Below are 18,376 nucleotides of genomic sequence, written 5' to 3' on the forward strand. Positions count from 1 at the left end.
GGCGTCGGTCAGAGCCTTGAAAGCCGGTCGAAGCGTCAGGACGAAAGACGGCCTTACACCCTATCAGAAGCAATGAATCCTGAAAGCGGCAGGCTGGTATTTTGCATGAACGAAAAGAAACCGCGCGTGCGGTTTCTTCGGGAGTTCTCAAACGAGAACTCTTTTTCATTTCCCGGATGATCTGGATTTTGTTTTCATTTAATGCAAATTAAGGAAGAAGCTGTGTCCAGTGTTCTAACGGGAAGCAGCCCAGCAGCGTGAAGCTGATCAGCGCATACAGAATGCCCCAGCGGGCGGCCGGGATGATCCGTTTTAAGCGTACCCAGGCTAAACCTGCGCCGACCGCCAACACGCTCAAAGCCCAGACCGCCAGTACCCGGCGCAGCGTCCAGCCATAAACAAGCGCGTACATCCCCAGCTTTAATCCGGCTAACAGGACAAACGCGATCGTGGCGACGCTGAACAGCTTGGCCAGCGAACGCAGGCGGCCGGGAGCGAGCAGGGAAGTTTCGCTGAGCGTATGCAGAACCGCCAGCACGCTGAGATTTAACAACACAATGCCGCAGAGCTGCCAGAAGCCCTGAACGGCATACTGACAAGCCAGCGTCACGGTGATGGCGCCGGCAATCAACTGCGTGAGATAGGCGTAAGCCTCCACCGCGAAGAACAAGCTGTAAATTCCGCACAGCACGCCGATCACCAGCACCGTCGTGAAGCCTGGCAAAACCTGCATCCGGGCCAGCGCTGCCTGCCATTGCCACAGCGGGACGGCCGGTTCGGCCTGGTACAAACTGCCGCCTGCCAGACCAAAGAGCCAGGCGCCGACCGGCAGCGAGAGAATCACGGTTAGCAGCGTCTGCGGCGAAAGCCAGCCGAACAATCCGGCTCCGAGCTGACTGGCGACTTCGGCGAAGAACGGATCGGCGCCGCTCAGCAAGCTCCAGGCCGTCATTCCGATTCCGCCGGCTAAAAGCAGCGAGAAGCCGATCCATGCCGGACTGTGCGCGCCGCGGCTGCGATCGGCCAGATAATCGCGCAGCGCACTGCTCAGTACCTTGATTCGTAGTAGAAAATGACGCAGCGGCAGAACACAGAAACCCCAGGCCAGTTCAAACGGAAAGCTGCCGCTGGTCCGGTTGTGGATTAAGATGCGGGTTCGGCACAGTGTCCAGTACACCGCTTCCAGATGCAGCGCCAGAATCTGCAACAGGGCGAAGAAGCTCGTCGGCTGATAGAAGCATAAGGAGAGCGCAGTCGTCAGCAGGCATCCCGCCCAGAGTCTGCTTTCGCGGCTGGCTGGCCGGTCTAACCGGTTTGCGCCGTGACTGACCAGGAACAAATAGAGCAGCGTGAAGATGACTACGGCCAAGTTGCGGTAGGTCATCAGACGGAAGTCTTCAAAGCCCATCGCATAACCGACGTACAGAAATGCCATGGGGAAACTGAGGATCGCCGCGGCTGACCAGGAGAATCTCATGGCCGTCTTTTCAGACGAGCCGCTTACCGGCCGGCTTTCGCTCATTTGCCTGCCTCCCGCCTGAATTCCAGCAGATCCCCTGGCTGACAATCCAGCACGTCGCAGATCTTGCATAGCGTCTCAAATTTGATGCCTTTCGCTTTGCCATTTTTCAAGATCGACACATTCGCCATTGTGATGCCGATCCGTTCGGATAATTCAGTCACGCTCATCTTGCGCTTTGCCAGCATGACGTCTAACGTTACATTGATTTCCATAGGCTTACACCATCAATTCGTTTTCCGTCTGGATCTGTTCGGCGATCGTGACCAGATAGGCGAGCGTGTAGGCGGCCACGGCGATCAACCCGCCCAAAGCCATGATTCCCAATCCGCTTAACATCAAAACCGGATGCAGGATGTTGAGGAATAGCGCGTAAAGACAGCCGATCAAGCACAGCGCGGTGTCAAAGAACGCCAGCTTGCAGATCCAGCGCAGACCTTCGGCATTTTCATGGCAGAACGAACGATTTCGGCCGATCCGCGTGCAGATCCGCCAGAATAAGATCAGCGCGATATACAGGATCACGGCTGCCGTTGCGGACAACAGCTGCAGCGGCAGTTCTTCATTCAGCGTCCGGCGGTAGAATAAAATCAACTCATGAAGCAGACTCGGAATGCAAAGCCCGAATAAAACAAGTCCCAGCGCCGCCAGAATAACGACGAACAGTTTAAGCAGAAACGCCAATTTTTTATTGTTCATAACATCAACCTCTTTTCATCTTTGATTATAACAAGAAAATCTTGAAAATCAATATAAATTTATCGTATTAAAATAAATAATTATCGAAAAACAATTTGTTTATTGCCGCAGAAGGATGATTGCTGGCCGGCGTAAAGAAAAATCCGGATCCTTTTAACTGATCCGGATGGGGTTGATTCTTTGTTTTCTCTAACAGCTGCGAATGAGTTCGGCGACTGCTTTTTTATCGTCGTTGGAACAAATTTCGATCATCGTTTCGTACGAGATTTCCTGATTGTCCGGGCAGCTCAGATAGCCCAGATAGCCTTGCGAATAACAGACGAGCACGTCTTTTTTCGGATCCAGATTCTGCATATAACCGGAGAACAGCTCAAACGGATTAAAGATCAGCCGGAACGGTCCCAGGCTGACGCGCGTGAATCGTACTTCATTGGGCAGCATCGCCAACATGCCGCGGTATTGTTCGACCATTTTCGCTCCCGTATGCAGCTCGCGGATTTCTTTCTCGCTCAAGCTTGCCGTATCCATCTGATTGATGTCAAACGTTTTCAAGCCTTTGTGAATCGGCAGCGTCTGATCGTTCCAATCCAGCTTCAGCGGCTGCATCCGCGGGGTCAGCTTCATCATCTTTTCCCAAGCCGACACGATTTCATTGGCCAGCCGGATGACTTCGTCGTAATTCTTGGCCTGACGGGTGAACCGTGTCGAAACGTCGCCGCACGGTCCCTGTAAGAACAGGAAGAATTCCTTCGGGTAACGCTGCTTCAGAATATCCAGCGCCGCGCCCGGATAATCGGAGGACAGGTAATCGGCATCCTCGGCGGAGATCGTCGGGTGGCAGTTATAGATCAAGAAATTGCCAATCCGTAGACCCTCTTTGAAAAAGCTCAGAACTCCGGCCAGAACAAATTGATCGCTGCCTTGGGACAGCCGGCAGCGGCCGACACCGGTGAAATTGCGCACCTGATAGGAAACCGTCAGCTGCGCGTCTTCGCTCATCCGGCAGTTTCTGACCAGATTGAGCAGCTTGATATCCAGACTCTCAAGATAAGGGGTATTTTCTTCAATAAAACCCAGCGCGTTGCATAAAGAAGGGGCATAATGCGTATGGGAACAGCTGAAAATGATCAGCGCGTCTTCGCCGACGGCCTGGCGCAGCGATTCCTCCATCCGCTCCTGAACGTCCTGCGAAATTCCCAGCGAATCAAATGTGATCAAGATCACTTCCCGACCATCGTCTACCATCCGCAGACAGCGGGCATATAAATCACCGCGAATTTTATTCAGCGGCTCGGCCTGCGTCAGAAATCCGACCGGCAGACAGCTGAAGGTAGGATTGATGCAGACTTGATTGTAACCAATTTTCACGTGATATCCCTCATTTCAAAATTAATTATAAAACGACTGGTTTGAAAGCGCAATCTTTTGTCCTGTTTTCGACGATTTGAAAGAATTCAAAAGAGAGCAGGCTATGTCTTGACGGGTCTGGGCGACAGGCAGATTGAAATGTAAGTGGGATTTTTCCTCATTAAATATGCAAGGGAATCAACTGAGCTGACTTTAAACTGTCCGGTGAAAAGAATTCGCGCACAGTTTTCTCAACATGCACAGATCATAACCACTTTGATCAAGCTGGCAAACAAGCAGGATCGGGCAGGGGCAAAGAATTCGAAAATAAAGTAAAAAACGGCGCATTTTCTGCGCGCCGTCCGTTGATAAAATCAGTTCCGATTACAATTCGATTGACTGGATCGCAATACACCGCGGTCCGCCCTGAGTAATAAACGCGCAGGACAGATCGTAGAGAACGCATTCAGCTTCCGGAAACCGCTCCTTAACTCTGGCCAGAACCTTTTCAGCCTGTTCCTTACTGAACGCATGGGATACGCTGATCTGAACGCGGGCGTTGCGGACGTGTTCCTCCAGCTTGCCTAAGACCGATTTGACCGCGACGTCAAAGCTGCGGCCGACGCCGAACTTTTCCAGCCGCCGGCCTTCTTCGGCCTGAATCATGATCGGCTGTAATTTCAACAGGCCGCCCATTGCCGCCGCCATCGGCGTGCACCGGCCGCCGCGCTTGAGATAGCTGAAATCCTGCGGCAGTAAGAACGACAGGCTCGTCGCAATTTTATTCTGAAGTGTTTCCAGAATATCTTCGATCTGCCGCCCGTCGCGAATCAGCCGCGCCGCCAGGTCCACCAGATACCGATGCGGTCCGCACAGCGTTTGGGAATTGACTACGTGAATCCGTTCCGGATGCTCCGTGTGCTGCCGCGCCGCTTCCGCCGTCTGATACGTTCCTGACAAGCCGTCCGCCATGGAAATGACGAGAATTTCATCATCCGGATATTTTTCAAACAGCTCGATCAGCTCGCCCATCGAAGGCTGCGACGAGGAAGGAATGTAGCCGGCTTTGATCAAGCCCAGAAACGTCTCGGCGTCGATTTCTTCAAATTCGCGGTAAGTCTTGCCGTTGATCGTAACACACAGCGGCGTGATGTCGCAGGGCAGCGCCTTGCCTTCTTCAATGGAATAAAGCGTGGAGGAATCAGAAATTAATCGAATCATAGTTGAACTCTCTTTCTTTACTTTTAAATGGATTAGGGAACGGGATGCGCTAAAGCAGAATGTAGCTCAGCACTGCGATGAAGTGAAAGAACGATCCCAGCAGAATGAACAGATGGAACAGTTCGTGAAATCCCCATTGCTTCGACAGATCCGGCTTTTTGATCATATAGATCACGGCGCCGATCGTGTACGCGATTCCGCCCAGCGCGATCAGCATCAGGCAGCCGGAAGGCATCTGCGAGAAACCGCTCCAGTCAAACAGTACGGCCCAGCCCATCGCCAGATACAGCAGCGTATACAGAATCCGCGGCGCACTCAGCCAGCAGATCTTCGCGATGATGCCGGCCAGTGCGATCGTCCAGATCACAACCGCAAACGTAATTCCCTCCCGCCCCGGCAGATAGGTCAGACACAGCGGGGTGTACGTGCCGGCGATCAGCACATAGATCATCGAATGGTCCAGCTTGCGGAACAACGTGTGATGCGGATGATCCCAGCTCAGTGTGTGATAATAGCTGGATGCGCTGTACAACGCGATCATCGAAGCGCTGAACACGCAGCAGGCCAGAATCGTTTTAAGCGGACGTTGGTTCGCAACTCCGGCGGCGATAAACACCAACGTGGCGATCACGCCGAAGCAGGCGCCGAGAAAATGGGTGTAGCTGCTGATCGGATCCTGAACATTCTTAAACCAACGAAACATACTATCAGCTCCTTTTTAATCTAGTTATCAAAACTAGATCATGTAAATATCATATCATATTGGCGAGGAACTTCAACTACAAATCTTGGTTTTTGTCTAAGCGTATGCTTATTCCCTTATTCATTTTCTTATTGTAGCCGTTTTGACAAGAATTGAAAAGCCTTTCCGGCATTTTTTTAGCGGGATCACAGGCAGAAAAAAGAGGGTTCAGGAAAACGTTTCATAAAAAAGAAACAACGATGAAAACCCTTGTTTTTCAGGCAAGATTTGATTGACTTAAAACGGGGATTTTGTTATTCTTGAATAAGCGATGAAAAGGAATAGTAATTCTACCGTCTGACCGATCAGAGAGCCGGTGGCAGGTGCAAACCGGCGGCAGACCTGAACGAACTGACCTTGGAGCTGAATCTGAAAAAAAGGATTCCGTGACTTCCTGCGTTAAAGGAAAAAGAGGGGCACAGAAGGGATCTTTCTGTGAACTAAGGTGGTACCGCGCGCTGACGTCCTTAGATGAAGGGCGTTTTTTATTTGTTTGAGAAAGGATGAATTTTATGAGCTACGATCACAAGAGTATTGAGACAAAATGGCAGAAGGTATGGGAGGAGAACAAGACGTTCGCAACCGATGCCTGGGACTTTTCCAAGCCGAAGTTTTACGCGTTGGATATGTTCCCGTACCCATCCGGGGTCGGTCTGCATGCCGGCCATCCGGAGGGCTACACGGCGACCGACATCGTCAGCCGCATGAAGCGCATGCAGGGCTACAACGTGCTTCATCCGATGGGCTTTGACAGCTTCGGTCTGCCGGCGGAGCAGTATGCGATCCAGACCGGCAACAATCCCAACGGCTTCACACTGAAAAATATCGAAACGTTTAAGCGTCAGCTGAAAATGCTGGGCTTCAGCTACGACTGGGACCGCGAGGTATCGACGTGCGATCCTTCGTTTTACAAATGGACGCAGTGGATTTTCAAGCAGCTGTTTGAAAGCGGCCTGGCAAAATGCGTTGAGATGCCGGTTAACTGGTGTGAGGAATTGGGCACGGTTCTGGCCAACGACGAGGTCATCGACGGCAAGAGCGAACGCGGCGGTTATCCGGTTGTGCGCAAGAACATGCGCCAGTGGGTCATCGACATCGTGCAGTATGCCGAGCGGCTTTTGGAAGGGCTGGACGAGGTGGACTGGCCGGAATCCACAAAGGAAATGCAGCGCAACTGGATCGGCAAATCAATCGGCGCGCTGGTGGATTTCCAGGTTGCGGGGCATGCGGAGCAATTCACGGTTTTCACAACCCGCTGCGACACGCTGTTCGGCGCGACCTACTGCGTTTTAGCGCCGGAGCATGCGCTGGTTGATCAGATCACGACGCCGTCGCAGAAAGCGGCGGTCGAGGAGTACAAGCGGCAGTGTGCGACAAAATCGGATCTGGAACGTACGGAATTAAACAAGGAGAAGACCGGCGTCTTCACCGGTGCGTACGCGATCAATCCGGTCAACGGCAAGCAGATCCCAATCTGGATTTCCGATTACGTTCTGGCTACCTACGGCACCGGTGCGATCATGGCGGTACCGGCTCACGACGACCGCGACTATGCCTTCGCCAAGAAGTTTGGTTTGGAAATCATTCCAGTCCTGGAAGGCGGCAACGTCGCCGAGGAAGCCTGGACTCAGGACGGCGTGCATATCAACTCGGAATTCTTAAACGGCATGAACAAGCAGGACGCGATTGACGCAATGATCCAGTGGCTGGGCGAGCATCACTGCGGTCAGAAAAAAGTCAATTACCGGCTGCGTGAATGGATTTTCGCCCGCCAGCGTTACTGGGGCGAGCCGATTCCGATCGTCCATTTGGATAATGGCGATACCGTCGCGTTAAGCGATGATCAGCTGCCGTTGTTACTGCCGGATCTTAACGATTACAGCCCGTCAAAGACCGGCGCTTCGCCGCTGGAGAAAGCCCCGGATTGGGTGAATGTGGAAGTAAACGGCGTCAATGGCCGCCGCGAAACGAGCACGATGCCGGGCAGCGCCGGCAGCAGCTGGTATTTCCTGCGTTATATTGATCCGCACAATGAGAAGGAACTGGCTGATCCCGAGCTGTTAAAACACTGGATGCCGGTCGATCTGTATATCGGCGGACCGGAGCATGCGGTCGGGCATCTGCTTTACAGCCGGATGTGGAACAATTTCCTGTATGATAAGGGCGTCGTCCCGGTCAAGGAGCCGTTCCACAAGCTTGTCCATCAAGGCATGATTCTCGGATCCAACGGGATTAAAATGGGTAAACGATTCCCGGAATATGTCGTCGATCCGAATGTCATCGTCGAGAAGTACGGCGCGGATACGCTGCGGCTGTACGAAATGTTTATGGGACCGTTAGAGGCCAGCAAGCCATGGAGTGAAAAGGGTGTCGACGCTTCGCGCAAATGGCTGGAACGCGTCTGGCGATTAGTCATGGAACAGCCGGAGAAAATCACGGACGAACCGACGCCGCAGCTGGACTACGCCTACCACTTTACCGTGAAGAAGGTCACGGAGGACATTGAAACGCTGAACTTCAATACGGCAATTTCGCAGATGATGATTTTTATCAACGAATGCTACCGCGCCGACAAGATCAACCGCGAAATGCTTTTAGGCTTCATCAAGCTGCTGAGCCCGTTTGTGCCGCACATCGGTGAGGAAATGTACCAGCACTTAACCGGCGCGGAAACGATCGCTTATGAAAGCTGGCCGACCTATGACGAAGCGAAGTTGGTGAAAAATGAAACGGAGGTCGTCGTTCAGGTCAATGGCAAGCTGCGCGGCAAGTTCATGACGTCGGTGGACGCCGGGGAAGACGAGCTGAAAGAAAAGGCGTTAGCGGTCGAGAACGTTCAGCCGTTTATCGAAGGGAAGACGATCCGCAAGATCATCGTGATCAAGGGCAAGGTCGTCAATATCGTCGCAAATTAATGGAATAACAAAGCCAGGCCCGTCAATGAACCTGGCTTTCTTTATGAGGCATGCTAATGCGTACAGAGTGGAACAGGCATTCAAGAAAAGGGAGGATCGGCATGGAAATCACGATGATCGCCGCACTGGATGAAGCTGGCGGCTTGGGTAAAGCTGGCCGAATGCCGTGGCATTGCCCGGCGGATCTGCGGCAGTTTCAGGCGTATACGATGGGAAAACCGCTGCTGATGGGCCGGAAGACGGCCGAGCCGCTGCGCCGCAAGCTTGTGGGACGGCAGCTGATCATCCAAAGCCGAGTAATGGAGGATCCGGATTTTCCCATCGTTCGTTCGGTTAAAGAAGCGCTGGCCTGGATGGAGGCACACCCGGAATATGACGAGCTGGTGATCGGCGGGGGTGGGGAAATCTACGCTTTGTGGCTGCCCTATGCCGCTCATTTGCGGTTAAGCCGGATGGCTGGCCGCTATGACTGTGATACGTTCTTTCCAACGTGGGATCCGCAGGAATGGGATTGCCGCAAGCAAACCCGGGAAGACGGTTTTGTGCTGGAAGAATGGGATAGAATGAAGCCATAAAAAATAAGAGGTAAGGTTTTTGCGTACAAAGGGCAAGATGTTCTTTCATGGTTTCTTATCCGTAAGGGCCTTTTAAAATGCACTGAATAAGATTTAGTTTTCATGCTGCCGATCAGGAGAAAGAGAATAAATGAATCTTGACTAATTAAATGTAACAAAATGAAAGAATTTGAAAGAGAATGAAGAAAAAGTGAAAACTAGCGGAAAACCGAACTCAAACATGCTATACTAATACCATATTTTGGGGGTAAAAACATGAAAAAAATCCGCTTAGATCAATTCACGGAATATCGCTTTTGTTCCAATCTTCAAGCCGGACCGAAACCCAACACCGCGGCCTTTGTGGTGACGCAGGCCAACGGCGACAACGGGTATGACAACCATCTGTGGCTGCTGGAGGACGGGCAGGTCCGGCAGCTGACTTCGTTTAACGAATCCAATTTTATCTGGGAAGATGAAGAAACGCTGTTGTTTGCTTCGCTGCGGGATCCGAAGGATAAAGAAGCGCTGGCTGCGGGCGAGGAGCGCACGGTTTTTTATCGGCTGAATATCCATCAGGGCGAAGCGCGGAAGGTGATGACGATTCCTTATACGGTCACCGGTTTTAAACGGATGAAGGACGGACGGCTGTTTCTGACGATCCGCTATCATCTTGACTATTCCCGCATGGCTGAACTGCCGGAACAGGAAAAGCAGGCGTTGTTAAAGAAGAAAAAAGAAGAACAGGATTATCAGATCGTGAGCGAAGCGCCATATTATTTTGATGGTGCCGGGTTTACTAACGGACTGCGCAGCCGCCTGGCAGTCTGGGATCCGAAGCAGGGATCTGTAGACTTTTTAACAGCGCCGACGTTTGCGGTTTCCGGACTGGAGCTGGAAGCGAAAACCAATCAGGTTGTTTTCTGGGGCGCAGATTTCACGACAGTCAAAGAAGTCAAGGACGGGCTGTACCGGCTGGATCTTGTGACGAAAACGACCGACTGCCTGATCGAACCGGGCTTGATGAAGATCAGCTTTGCCCATTGGTATGGTGAGAAGATTTTGACCGCGATGAGCGATGGCGAAAAATACGGTGCCGGTGAAACACCGAAGCTGTTTCTGGTTGATCCGCAGACGAAGGCTCAGACGCTGTTCAATGATAACGATGCGACGTTTGGCAACGCTGTCGGCACTGACTGCGCCTTTGGCGGCAGCGCGATGAAGAAGATTGCGGGCACAGATTTCTATGCCGTGATGACCGACGCCGATCATACGCCGCTGTATCGCTTTGACAGTCAGGGGTATCGGACGGAGGCGCTGCCGTTTGACGGAGCGATCTTCGGTTTTGATCTGCAGGGAGATACGGCCTATTTGATCGCGATGAAAGACATGAAGCTGCAGGAAATTTACGAAGCAAACTTAAAGACGGGGGAATGCGTGCAGCGCTCGCATTTTAACGACGCGGCGCTGGCTGAATGTTATGTAGCGATGCCGAAGCAGCTGGACTATGCGCAGACGCCGGATCCGCTTTGGGGCTGGGTGCTGGAACCGAAGGACTATGATCCCTCGAAAAAATATCCGGCGATTCTGGATATTCACGGCGGGCCGCGCGGTTCCTATGGACCGGTGTTCTATCATGAAATGCAGCTGTGGGCAAACGAGGGCTACTTTGTCTTCTTCTGCAACGTCCATGGCTCTGACGGCCGCGGTGACGCGTTCGCCGATCTGCGCGGAAAATTCGGAACGATCGATTTCGACGATTTTATGCAGTTTACCGATGCCGTGCTGAAAGCCTATCCGCAGATCGATCCGAAACGTTTAGGCGTGACCGGCGGAAGCTACGGCGGCTACATGACCAACTGGATCATCGGTCATACGAACCGGTTTGCGTGCGCAGCTTCGCAGCGTTCGATTTCCAACTGGGTCTCGGAAAACATGGTGTCCGACATCGGCTTCTCCTTCGGCAATGATCAGATGGATGCCACGCCGTGGAGCGACGTGAATAAGATCTGGGACCAGTCGCCGTTGAAGGCCGCGGATCTGTGCGTTACCCCGACGCTGTTTATCCATTCGTTTGAAGACTACCGCTGTCCGATTCAGGAGGGCATGCAGATGTACAACGCGATTGTCCATCATGGAGTGGAAGCCCGGATGTGCCTGTTCAAAGGCGAAAGCCATGGTCTCAGCCGCGGCGGCAAGCCGCTGCACCGGATCCGCCGGCTGCAGGAAATTACCGACTGGATGAACCGCTTCTGTAAGCAGGAGGAGAAATAATCCTATGAATAAAGTAACGATTGATTTTTTTGATCAGGCGCATTTCTTATCGAACCTGAAAGCAGCTCCTGATGGATGCCGCGCTGCCTTTCTTGAATGTCAGTGCCGCGATGAGGGCTATGCGAAAAGTCTGTATCTCTGCGATGGCCGTCACACCGCACGGTTAACCAGCGAAGGCGTCTTGGATTATGTTTGGGAGGATGATCAGACGATTCTGTTTTCCGCCTGGCGCCGGATGGGGCAGAAGGACAGCTCGCCGTATGGCGAACAGACCGATCTGTACCGGATTGATATCCGGGGTGGGGAAGCCCGTCCGCTGATCAGTCTGCCGCTGGCGATTGAACAGATGGAGAAGCTGAATGAACAGGAGCTGTTAGTGACGGCGGAGGTGCGCAAGGACTGCCCAGATTTTGCGTTATTGACGGAAAAAGAACGTCAGGACGTTATGGACCGGCGTAAGGCGGAGGAAGACTACCAGGTTGTCACCGAATCGCCGTTTGTGCTGGATGGCAGCGGCTTTATCGAGGGCACCCGCAGCCGCCTGTTTCGCGTTGATCTAGACAATGGGAAAATAGAAGCTCTGAGTGAACCGCTCGAATCCGTCAGCCAGTTCGCTGTTGTGGACGGCCGGGTTTTAATGAGCGTGAAAAAATTTGAGGTTGTGCGTGGGGAACAGGATGGCTTAGTCTGCCTGGATCTGGCCGCGAATCAACGCCGATGCCTGATCGAGCAGGGGCGGATGCGGATTCGCCAGATCGGCTGGCGTCAGGGACAAGCGGTTTTCTTTGCGTCCGAAAATAAAACGTTTGGAACGACGGAAAACCCGAAGCTCTATCAGCTGGATATTGAGACAGGTGAAATCCGCTGTCTGCTGGATACGGAAAACCACATCGGCTCCAGCGCGGTCATGACGGACGTCATTTATGGTTCCGGCCGGCAGGTACTGTTTTCCGACGAGAGCGTGCTGGCCGTGCACACGGACCGTTATGCGGACGAGGTTTTACGGATTGATGAACACGGCAGCGAAGCGGTACTAAGCTGGCCGGGAGCAATTCAGGCGATTGAAACGGTCAAGGGTCAGCTGTGGCTGATCGGCTTACAGGATCAGAAGCTGCAGGAGCTTTACAGCTGGGATCCGGAAATGAAAACGACCCGGCAGCTCACGCATTTTCATGACGAACTGTTGGCGGAAACCGAGATTGCCAAGCCGGAGCATTTCATGGTTAGCCGCGGCAGTTATGAGGTGGACGGCTGGATTCTGAAGCCGGCGGACTTTGATGAAAAACGCACCTACCCCGCGATTCTGGATATTCATGGCGGACCGAAAACGGCGTATGGCGAGGTGTTCTTCCATGAAATGCAGTTTTGGGCGGCACAGGGCTATATCGTCTTTTTCTGCAATCCCACTGGGTCTGATGGTAAGGGTGACCGGTTTGCCGATCTGCGCGGGCGCTATGGGCAGATCGACTATGAAGATCTGATGGCCTTTACCGACGCCGTGTTAGACCGTGTGCCGCAGATTGATCCGCGCCGCTTGGGCGTGACCGGCGGCAGCTACGGCGGCTACATGACCAACTGGATCATCGGCCATACCGACCGCTTCAGGGCGGCGGCCAGCCAGCGCAGCATCGCCAACTGGGTGTCGATGATCGGCACGGACGACTGCGGATTCACTTTCGATACCGATCAGATGGATGCCGATCCGTGGAAGGGTATGGTCAAAATCTGGGATCAGTCGCCGCTGCAGTTTGCGGACAAAGTGAAAACGCCGACGGTCTTTATCCATTCCTTTGAAGATTACAGCTGTCCGATTCAGGAGGGCATGCAGATGTACAACGCGATCGTCCATCATGGGGTGGAGGCGAGGATGTGCCTGTTTAAAGGTGAAAGCCACGGCCTGAGCCGGATCGGCAAACGCCATCACCGCGTGCGCCGGCTGCGCGAGATGACCGATTGGTTCGATCATTATTTAAAGGAGACCGCACATGAATAAAATTACGATCGATCATTTTCAGCGTATGCAGTTTCTTTCTGCGCTGGCGCTGTCGCCGGCCGGTCAGCCGGCCTGGGTGCGGACGCAGATTGAAAATGATGCGTATATCGGCCAGCTGTTTGTGCTCGATCATGACCAGCCGAAACAGTTGACCTCCGGCAATGAGAGCCTGTTTGTCTGTGACGATGAAAAGACGCTTCTGTTTATTTCTAACCGCGGTGAAAAGCCGCAGCCGGAAGCCGAATCCACGACGTTTTATCGGATCCGTACCGACGGCGGGGAGGCGGTCAAAGCCTTCACGCTGCCTCTGAAAGTCCGGCAGATCGTCCCAATCATACAGGGACTTTATGTTTTGATTGCCCAGATTGATCTGACGGCGGCGGATTATTGGAAAATGAGCGAAACGGAGCGCGAAGCCGTGCATCAGCGGCGCAGGGCGGAGGCAGACTATCAGATCGTCAGCGAACAGCCGTACTATCAGGACGGCGCCGGTTATACCAACGGTCTGCGCAGCCGGCTGTTTCTTTATAACGAAGCACAGAATGAATTAAAACCGCTGTGTGAGCCGCAGTTTCACGTTTCCCGCGCGGTTGTCAGCCCGGATCATGGCCATTTAGTGATTTCCGGCGCGCCATTTGTTAAAGTCCGACAGCCGAAGGAAGGGCTGTATCGGTTGGATCTGGACACGCTGGAATCTCATTGCCTGCTGGAGCCGGGACAGTTCAGCATTGCCGAGATTCAATGGCTGTCCGAGACGCAGATTCTGGCGGCGATGAGCGATCAGCAACGCTATGGAGCGGTTGAAAATCCGTTCTTCTACACGCTTGACGCCCAAACCGGAAAACGGGAACTGTTGGCGGAAAATGAAGAAAGCTTGGGCAGCGCGTTGGGCAGTGATTGTCAATACGGTTCGGGAAAACAGGCGCAGATGGGCCCGGACGGACTGTTCATGGTGCATACGCTTGGAGCCTTCGATGAAGTCCGCTGTCTGAAAGCGGATGCTACCTGGCGCACAATCATGCAGCTGGACGGCTCCATTCAGGCGCTGGCCGTGACTGACGAAAAGCTGTGGCTGATCGCGATGCTGGGGCAGAAGCTGCCAGAGCTGGTTTGTTTCGATCGGAAAACAAATGAGCTGCATCCGCTGACCGCTTTCAACGAAGCGGTGCTGAAGGATTGTTACGTCGCAGAACCGCAGCCGCTGAGTATTCCGGCGGGCGAGTTTCAGGTTGACGGCTGGGTGCTGAGACCGAAGGACTATGATCCCAATCAAAAATATCCGGCAATCCTCAATATTCACGGCGGACCGAAGGCTGCCTATGGCCCGGTATTTTTCCATGAGATGCAGTTCTGGGCCAGCGAGGGATATTTCGTGATGTTCTGCAATCCCCGCGGCTCCAACGGCAAGGGCAATGCGTTTGCCGAGCTGCGTGGGCTGTATGGAACGATCGATTACGACGATCTGATGAACTTTACCGACGCCGTTCTGGCGGCGTATCCGGCGATTGACGCTGAACGAATCGGCGTGACCGGCGGCAGCTACGGCGGCTACATGACCAACTGGATGATCGGCCATACCGACCGCTTTGCGGCCGCGGCCAGCCAGCGCAGCATCGCCAACTGGGTTTCCTTAATCTGTTATGCTGACATCGGTTTTACCTTTGACAATGATCAGATGGGGGCCGACCCGTGGAGCGACGTGCAGAAGGTCTGGGATCAGTCGCCGCTGCAGTTTGCGGATAAGGCCAAAACGCCGACGCTGTTCATCCATTCGTTTGAAGACTACCGCTGTTTGCTTCAGGAGGGCATGCAGATGTACAACGCGCTGGTGCATCACGGCGTTGAAGCCCGGATGTGCCTGTTTAAGGGAGAAAGCCACGGCCTGAGCCGGATCGGCAAGCCGTCCCACCGCGTGCGCCGGCTTCAGGAGATTACCGCATGGATGGATCGCTGGTGCAAGCCGGCAACAGAAAACAAATCATAGAAATCAGGCAGAAAACAAGCTGCCTTTTTTCATATTTTGGGCGCTTCTCCATACACTGTTAATGAGGTGTCGATATGAAAAAACTTGCCAGTATCGTAATTGCGCTGTCTTTATTTCTCGTTTCCGTCCACGCGACGACCTCGCAGGGCGTCGATTTAACGCCGTCGGCAAAAGCGGCGATCTTGATTGACTATGAAACTGGACAGATCTTGTATGAAAAAAATTCGTCCGCGAAGCTGTATCCGGCGTCGATGACCAAAATGATGAGCTTGCTTCTGGTGGTGGAGGCGATCCATAACGGCAAGCTGAGCTGGGATACCGAAGTGACGGCTTCCGCGCACGCTTCCTCGATGGGCGGTTCGCAGATTTTCCTGGAAACCGGCGAGGTTATGACGGTGGAAGATCTGTATAAGGCTTCGACGGTCGCCAGCGCCAACGACGCGATCGTCGCGCTGGCGGAAAAGGTCGGCGGCAGCGAGGAGAACTTTGCCGCGATGATGAACGAAAAAGCGGAACAGCTGGGCTTGGAACAAACCCATTTCGTCAACGCCACCGGCCTGCACGACGATAACCATTACTCCTGCGCCAAGGATATGGCGGCGATCGGCCGGGCGCTGATTCAGGAAGGTCAGGACGATATCCTGCGCTTTACCTCGACGTATGACGACTATATCCGGGCCGATACGGAAAACAAATTCTGGCTGGTCAACACGAACAAGCTGATTCGCACCTATCAGGGGATGGACGGCCTGAAGACCGGCTACACGACTCAGTCGATGTACTGTATCACGGTGACGGCCAAACGCGACGGTCTGCGTCTGATCGGCGTCGCGATGGGCGAGCCGACGCGCGATGTCCGCAACAGCGAAGCTTCCGCGCTTTTGGATTATGGATTCAGCACCTACGGCTATCAGATCGAAATGGAAAAAGGCACGCCGGTAACAACGATCAAGGTCGATAACGGCAAGCCGGACGAGGTCCGTCTGGTCACCAAAGAGGCGATCGGCCACATCGTCGCCAAAGGCGCTCAGTCTGCCTTGATCAATACCGAAATTGTGCTGGACAAGAAAAAAGCACCGATTCAGGCTGGCGAAACCGTCGGCCGGGTAATCCTGCATTTTGAGGATGGGACGCAGATCGGTCAGGATCTGGTGGCGGAAGAGGCGATCATGCCGCTGGATTTCATTGATATTCTTTTGAAAACCTGGAAAAAACTGTTGTTCTGACAATTCGCGACACGACCCGTAGTCCGGGATAAACGCGCAAAAATGATGAACTATCCCGATGAAGCCGCTGCTTTCTCAGCGGCTTTTTTACGTTGGAAAACGTTTACCTGTACCCCGGCACACTATGAAAAGAATGTCGCAAAAACACTTGTTTTAGCGGATATTTCCACAACAAAAAGGGCTTCCATTACAATGAAGAGGAAAGGAGGATGCAGTATGAAGTGCATTCAACAGGACGATGCTTTGATCTTCGCCTTCTGCGGGGATCTGGACAATTTGTCGATTCTCAAGATCAAGGCCGACGTAATCCGTGAAATAGATCGGGTCCAGGCGCCCGTGGTGAAATTTGATTTCAAGGACGTGACCTTTATCGACAGCACCGGTATTGGTTTTTTATTAGCCCGCTACAATCAGGTTCAGAGTTATCGGGGCGAGCTGATCTTAAAGAACATCTCACCCGCTATCCGCAGGCTGTTCGCTTTGTCGGGGATCTTTCAGATCATGCGGGTGGAAAAGGAGAACGATAGAAAAGAGGTACATGTATGAACCGGATGACATTGAGCTTTGACGCCAAGCTGGAAAATGAGGCGTTTGCCCGCACCAGCGCCGTGGCTTTTCTGATGCCGCTCAATCCGACCGTGGATGAGATCATGGAGATCAAAACCATCCTGGCCGAAGCGGTCGTCAACTGTATGATTCATGGTTATCAGGGTCGGGAGGAAGGTCAGGTCCAGGTCAGCGTATCGTATGATGAAACCCATCGGGTTACGATTGAAGTCCAGGATTCAGGCGTCGGGATCGAAGACATTACGCTGGCCCGCCAGCCATTATACACAACGCGGGCGGATCTGGAACGATCCGGGATGGGGATGACGATTATGGAGAGCTTCTCCGACGAATTTGAGATCTGTTCTCATCCTGGCGAAGGCACAACCGTCCGGCTTGTCAAGCAGCTCCAATTTCATGAATGATCAGCAGGAATTCTTCGACCTTCTGCATCAGGCCCAGCAGGGCGACGAACAGGCCAGAGAACAGTGTGTGCTGCGCAACGTCGGACTGGTCTGGTCGATCGTCAACCGCTTCAAGACGCACTCCTCGGCCCAGGACTTGTTTCAAATCGGATGTCTGGGCTTGATGAAGGCGATCAACAACTTTGACACCAGCTACAACGTGATGTTCTCAACCTATGCCGTACCGATCATACTCGGCGAGATCAAGCGCTATTTTCGCGACGAAGGCCAGATGAAAATTTCCCGTTCGCTGAAAGAACGTTATCTGCAGGTTCAGAAAAGCCGCGAACGGCTGGCGCAGAAGCTGCAGCGGGAACCAACGTATCGGGAAATCGGCGAGGATTTAGGCGTGGAGGAAAACGACGTCATGTTAGCGATGGAAGCGAATCAGTTTCTGGCTTCGATGGACGAGGCGTTTTATCAAAAAGACGGTTCCACGATCAAACTGGAAGATAAGGTCGAAGACCGGCATGGCGAGGATGTGCCGATGAAGCTGGCGCTGAAAAAGGAGATCGGGCATCTGGAACAGCGCGAACAGTATCTGATTTACCTGCGCTATGAATTGGAATATAATCAGGAAGCGATCGCTAAAAAAATGGGAATCTCGCAAGTTCAGGTGTCGCGGCTGGAAAAGAAAATTCTGAACAAGCTGAAATGTAAACTGACAGAGGACGCATGAGGAGCAGACGCTCCTTTTTTATTGGAGAAACTGCGGACTTAATTGTGATGAAATGATGAAAAATGAAGAAATAGCGGGGCTTTTCGCAAAAAAGCGCAATAGGTATAAGGGAGGGATAAAACCTATGACTTTAATAAAAGTGAAAAAGCAACGTTCCAAGCCTCAGGCTCCATCCAACTACAAGCTGCGCTGTACGAATGACTTTGTGTTCAA

15 protein-coding genes and 1 other annotated feature are annotated in these 18,376 nt (G+C 53.0%); of the genes, 9 read left to right on the forward strand and 6 right to left on the reverse strand.

Features of this window, described 5'->3' with window-relative positions; genetic code table 11:
- Positions 1-208: 208 nt before the first annotated feature.
- The 6 genes from I2D94_RS12835 to I2D94_RS12860 form a co-directional block, all read right to left on the reverse strand.
- On the reverse strand, positions 209-1,522 hold the full coding sequence (locus tag I2D94_RS12835; protein WP_195397170.1) for a DUF4153 domain-containing protein: 1,314 nt from the start codon (positions 1,520-1,522) through the stop codon (positions 209-211).
- Complete coding sequence (locus I2D94_RS12840; RefSeq protein WP_006060594.1) at positions 1,519-1,734, reverse strand: helix-turn-helix transcriptional regulator; 216 nt, start codon at positions 1,732-1,734, stop codon at positions 1,519-1,521. The genes I2D94_RS12835 and I2D94_RS12840 overlap by 4 nt, the downstream gene beginning before the upstream one ends.
- A 4-nt stretch (positions 1,735-1,738) precedes the next feature.
- Positions 1,739-2,218, reverse strand: a complete 480-nt coding sequence (locus tag I2D94_RS12845) for a DUF2975 domain-containing protein (RefSeq protein ID WP_072684535.1) — start codon at positions 2,216-2,218, stop codon at positions 1,739-1,741.
- A gap of 189 nt (positions 2,219-2,407) precedes the next feature.
- Positions 2,408-3,586, reverse strand: coding sequence for a hypothetical protein (locus I2D94_RS12850; RefSeq protein ID WP_195397171.1), 1,179 nt, complete (start codon positions 3,584-3,586; stop codon positions 2,408-2,410).
- 363 nt (positions 3,587-3,949) lie between these two features.
- Entirely contained in the window at positions 3,950-4,786 is an 837-nt protein-coding gene (locus I2D94_RS12855; RefSeq protein WP_195397172.1) for a DegV family protein, read from the reverse strand.
- Positions 4,787-4,835: 49 nt separating this feature from the next.
- Positions 4,836-5,489 carry a hemolysin III family protein gene (locus tag I2D94_RS12860; protein ID WP_072684531.1) on the reverse strand — a complete coding sequence of 218 codons (654 nt, stop codon included), beginning with the start codon at positions 5,487-5,489 and terminating at the stop codon, positions 4,836-4,838.
- Between the two features lie 301 nt (positions 5,490-5,790).
- Positions 5,791-6,000: a binding site (T-box leader), on the forward strand.
- A gap of 40 nt (positions 6,001-6,040) precedes the next feature.
- Here I2D94_RS12860 and leuS point away from each other — a divergent pair.
- From leuS to I2D94_RS12905, 9 genes are all read left to right on the forward strand, one after another.
- Positions 6,041-8,443: a leucine--tRNA ligase gene (gene leuS, locus I2D94_RS12865; protein WP_195397176.1), complete on the forward strand. Its 2,403-nt coding sequence runs from the start codon at positions 6,041-6,043 to the stop codon at positions 8,441-8,443.
- Between the two features lie 101 nt (positions 8,444-8,544).
- A complete protein-coding gene (locus tag I2D94_RS12870; protein ID WP_195397178.1) occupies positions 8,545-9,018 on the forward strand; it encodes a dihydrofolate reductase in 474 nt (157 codons plus the stop codon).
- Between the two features lie 255 nt (positions 9,019-9,273).
- A complete protein-coding gene (locus I2D94_RS12875) occupies positions 9,274-11,271 on the forward strand; it encodes a S9 family peptidase (protein WP_195397180.1) in 1,998 nt (665 codons plus the stop codon).
- Positions 11,272-11,275: 4 nt separating this feature from the next.
- Complete coding sequence (locus I2D94_RS12880; protein WP_195397181.1) at positions 11,276-13,264, forward strand: S9 family peptidase; 1,989 nt, start codon at positions 11,276-11,278, stop codon at positions 13,262-13,264.
- Entirely contained in the window at positions 13,257-15,248 is a 1,992-nt protein-coding gene (locus I2D94_RS12885) for a S9 family peptidase (RefSeq protein ID WP_195397184.1), read from the forward strand. The genes I2D94_RS12880 and I2D94_RS12885 overlap by 8 nt, the downstream gene beginning before the upstream one ends.
- Before the next feature lie 74 nt (positions 15,249-15,322).
- Positions 15,323-16,474, forward strand: coding sequence for a D-alanyl-D-alanine carboxypeptidase family protein (locus I2D94_RS12890; RefSeq protein WP_006060607.1), 1,152 nt, complete (start codon positions 15,323-15,325; stop codon positions 16,472-16,474).
- 216 nt (positions 16,475-16,690) lie between these two features.
- Complete coding sequence (locus I2D94_RS12895) at positions 16,691-17,020, forward strand: STAS domain-containing protein (protein ID WP_039865096.1); 330 nt, start codon at positions 16,691-16,693, stop codon at positions 17,018-17,020.
- On the forward strand, positions 17,017-17,445 hold the full coding sequence (gene spoIIAB, locus I2D94_RS12900) for an anti-sigma F factor (protein WP_195397185.1): 429 nt from the start codon (positions 17,017-17,019) through the stop codon (positions 17,443-17,445). Before I2D94_RS12895 ends, spoIIAB begins: the two co-directional genes overlap by 4 nt.
- Positions 17,438-18,163, forward strand: coding sequence for a SigB/SigF/SigG family RNA polymerase sigma factor (locus I2D94_RS12905; RefSeq protein ID WP_006060610.1), 726 nt, complete (start codon positions 17,438-17,440; stop codon positions 18,161-18,163). Before spoIIAB ends, I2D94_RS12905 begins: the two co-directional genes overlap by 8 nt.
- Positions 18,164-18,376: the final 213 nt, after the last annotated feature.

This window comes from Holdemania sp. 1001302B_160321_E10, from assembly GCF_015552275.1.
GTDB lineage: Bacteria > Bacillota_I > Bacilli_A > Erysipelotrichales > Erysipelotrichaceae > Holdemania.

What these genes read in the sequence shown, in the direction of transcription:
- I2D94_RS12860 (WP_072684531.1), bottom strand. Translation starts at nt 5,489, where the DNA reads ATGTTTCGTTGGTTTAAGAATGTTCAGGATCCGATCAGCAGCTACACC.
- I2D94_RS12845 (WP_072684535.1), bottom strand. Translation starts at nt 2,218, where the DNA reads ATGAACAATAAAAAATTGGCGTTTCTGCTTAAACTGTTCGTCGTTATT.
- spoIIAB (WP_195397185.1), top strand. Translation starts at nt 17,017, where the DNA reads ATGAACCGGATGACATTGAGCTTTGACGCCAAGCTGGAAAATGAGGCG.
- I2D94_RS12895 (WP_039865096.1), top strand. Translation starts at nt 16,691, where the DNA reads ATGAAGTGCATTCAACAGGACGATGCTTTGATCTTCGCCTTCTGCGGG.
- I2D94_RS12835 (WP_195397170.1), bottom strand. Translation starts at nt 1,522, where the DNA reads ATGAGCGAAAGCCGGCCGGTAAGCGGCTCGTCTGAAAAGACGGCCATG.
- I2D94_RS12890 (WP_006060607.1), top strand. Translation starts at nt 15,323, where the DNA reads ATGAAAAAACTTGCCAGTATCGTAATTGCGCTGTCTTTATTTCTCGTT.
- I2D94_RS12880 (WP_195397181.1), top strand. Translation starts at nt 11,276, where the DNA reads ATGAATAAAGTAACGATTGATTTTTTTGATCAGGCGCATTTCTTATCG.
- leuS (WP_195397176.1), top strand. Translation starts at nt 6,041, where the DNA reads ATGAGCTACGATCACAAGAGTATTGAGACAAAATGGCAGAAGGTATGG.
- I2D94_RS12855 (WP_195397172.1), bottom strand. Translation starts at nt 4,786, where the DNA reads ATGATTCGATTAATTTCTGATTCCTCCACGCTTTATTCCATTGAAGAA.
- I2D94_RS12870 (WP_195397178.1), top strand. Translation starts at nt 8,545, where the DNA reads ATGGAAATCACGATGATCGCCGCACTGGATGAAGCTGGCGGCTTGGGT.
- I2D94_RS12905 (WP_006060610.1), top strand. Translation starts at nt 17,438, where the DNA reads ATGAATGATCAGCAGGAATTCTTCGACCTTCTGCATCAGGCCCAGCAG.
- I2D94_RS12840 (WP_006060594.1), bottom strand. Translation starts at nt 1,734, where the DNA reads ATGGAAATCAATGTAACGTTAGACGTCATGCTGGCAAAGCGCAAGATG.
- I2D94_RS12875 (WP_195397180.1), top strand. Translation starts at nt 9,274, where the DNA reads ATGAAAAAAATCCGCTTAGATCAATTCACGGAATATCGCTTTTGTTCC.
- I2D94_RS12885 (WP_195397184.1), top strand. Translation starts at nt 13,257, where the DNA reads ATGAATAAAATTACGATCGATCATTTTCAGCGTATGCAGTTTCTTTCT.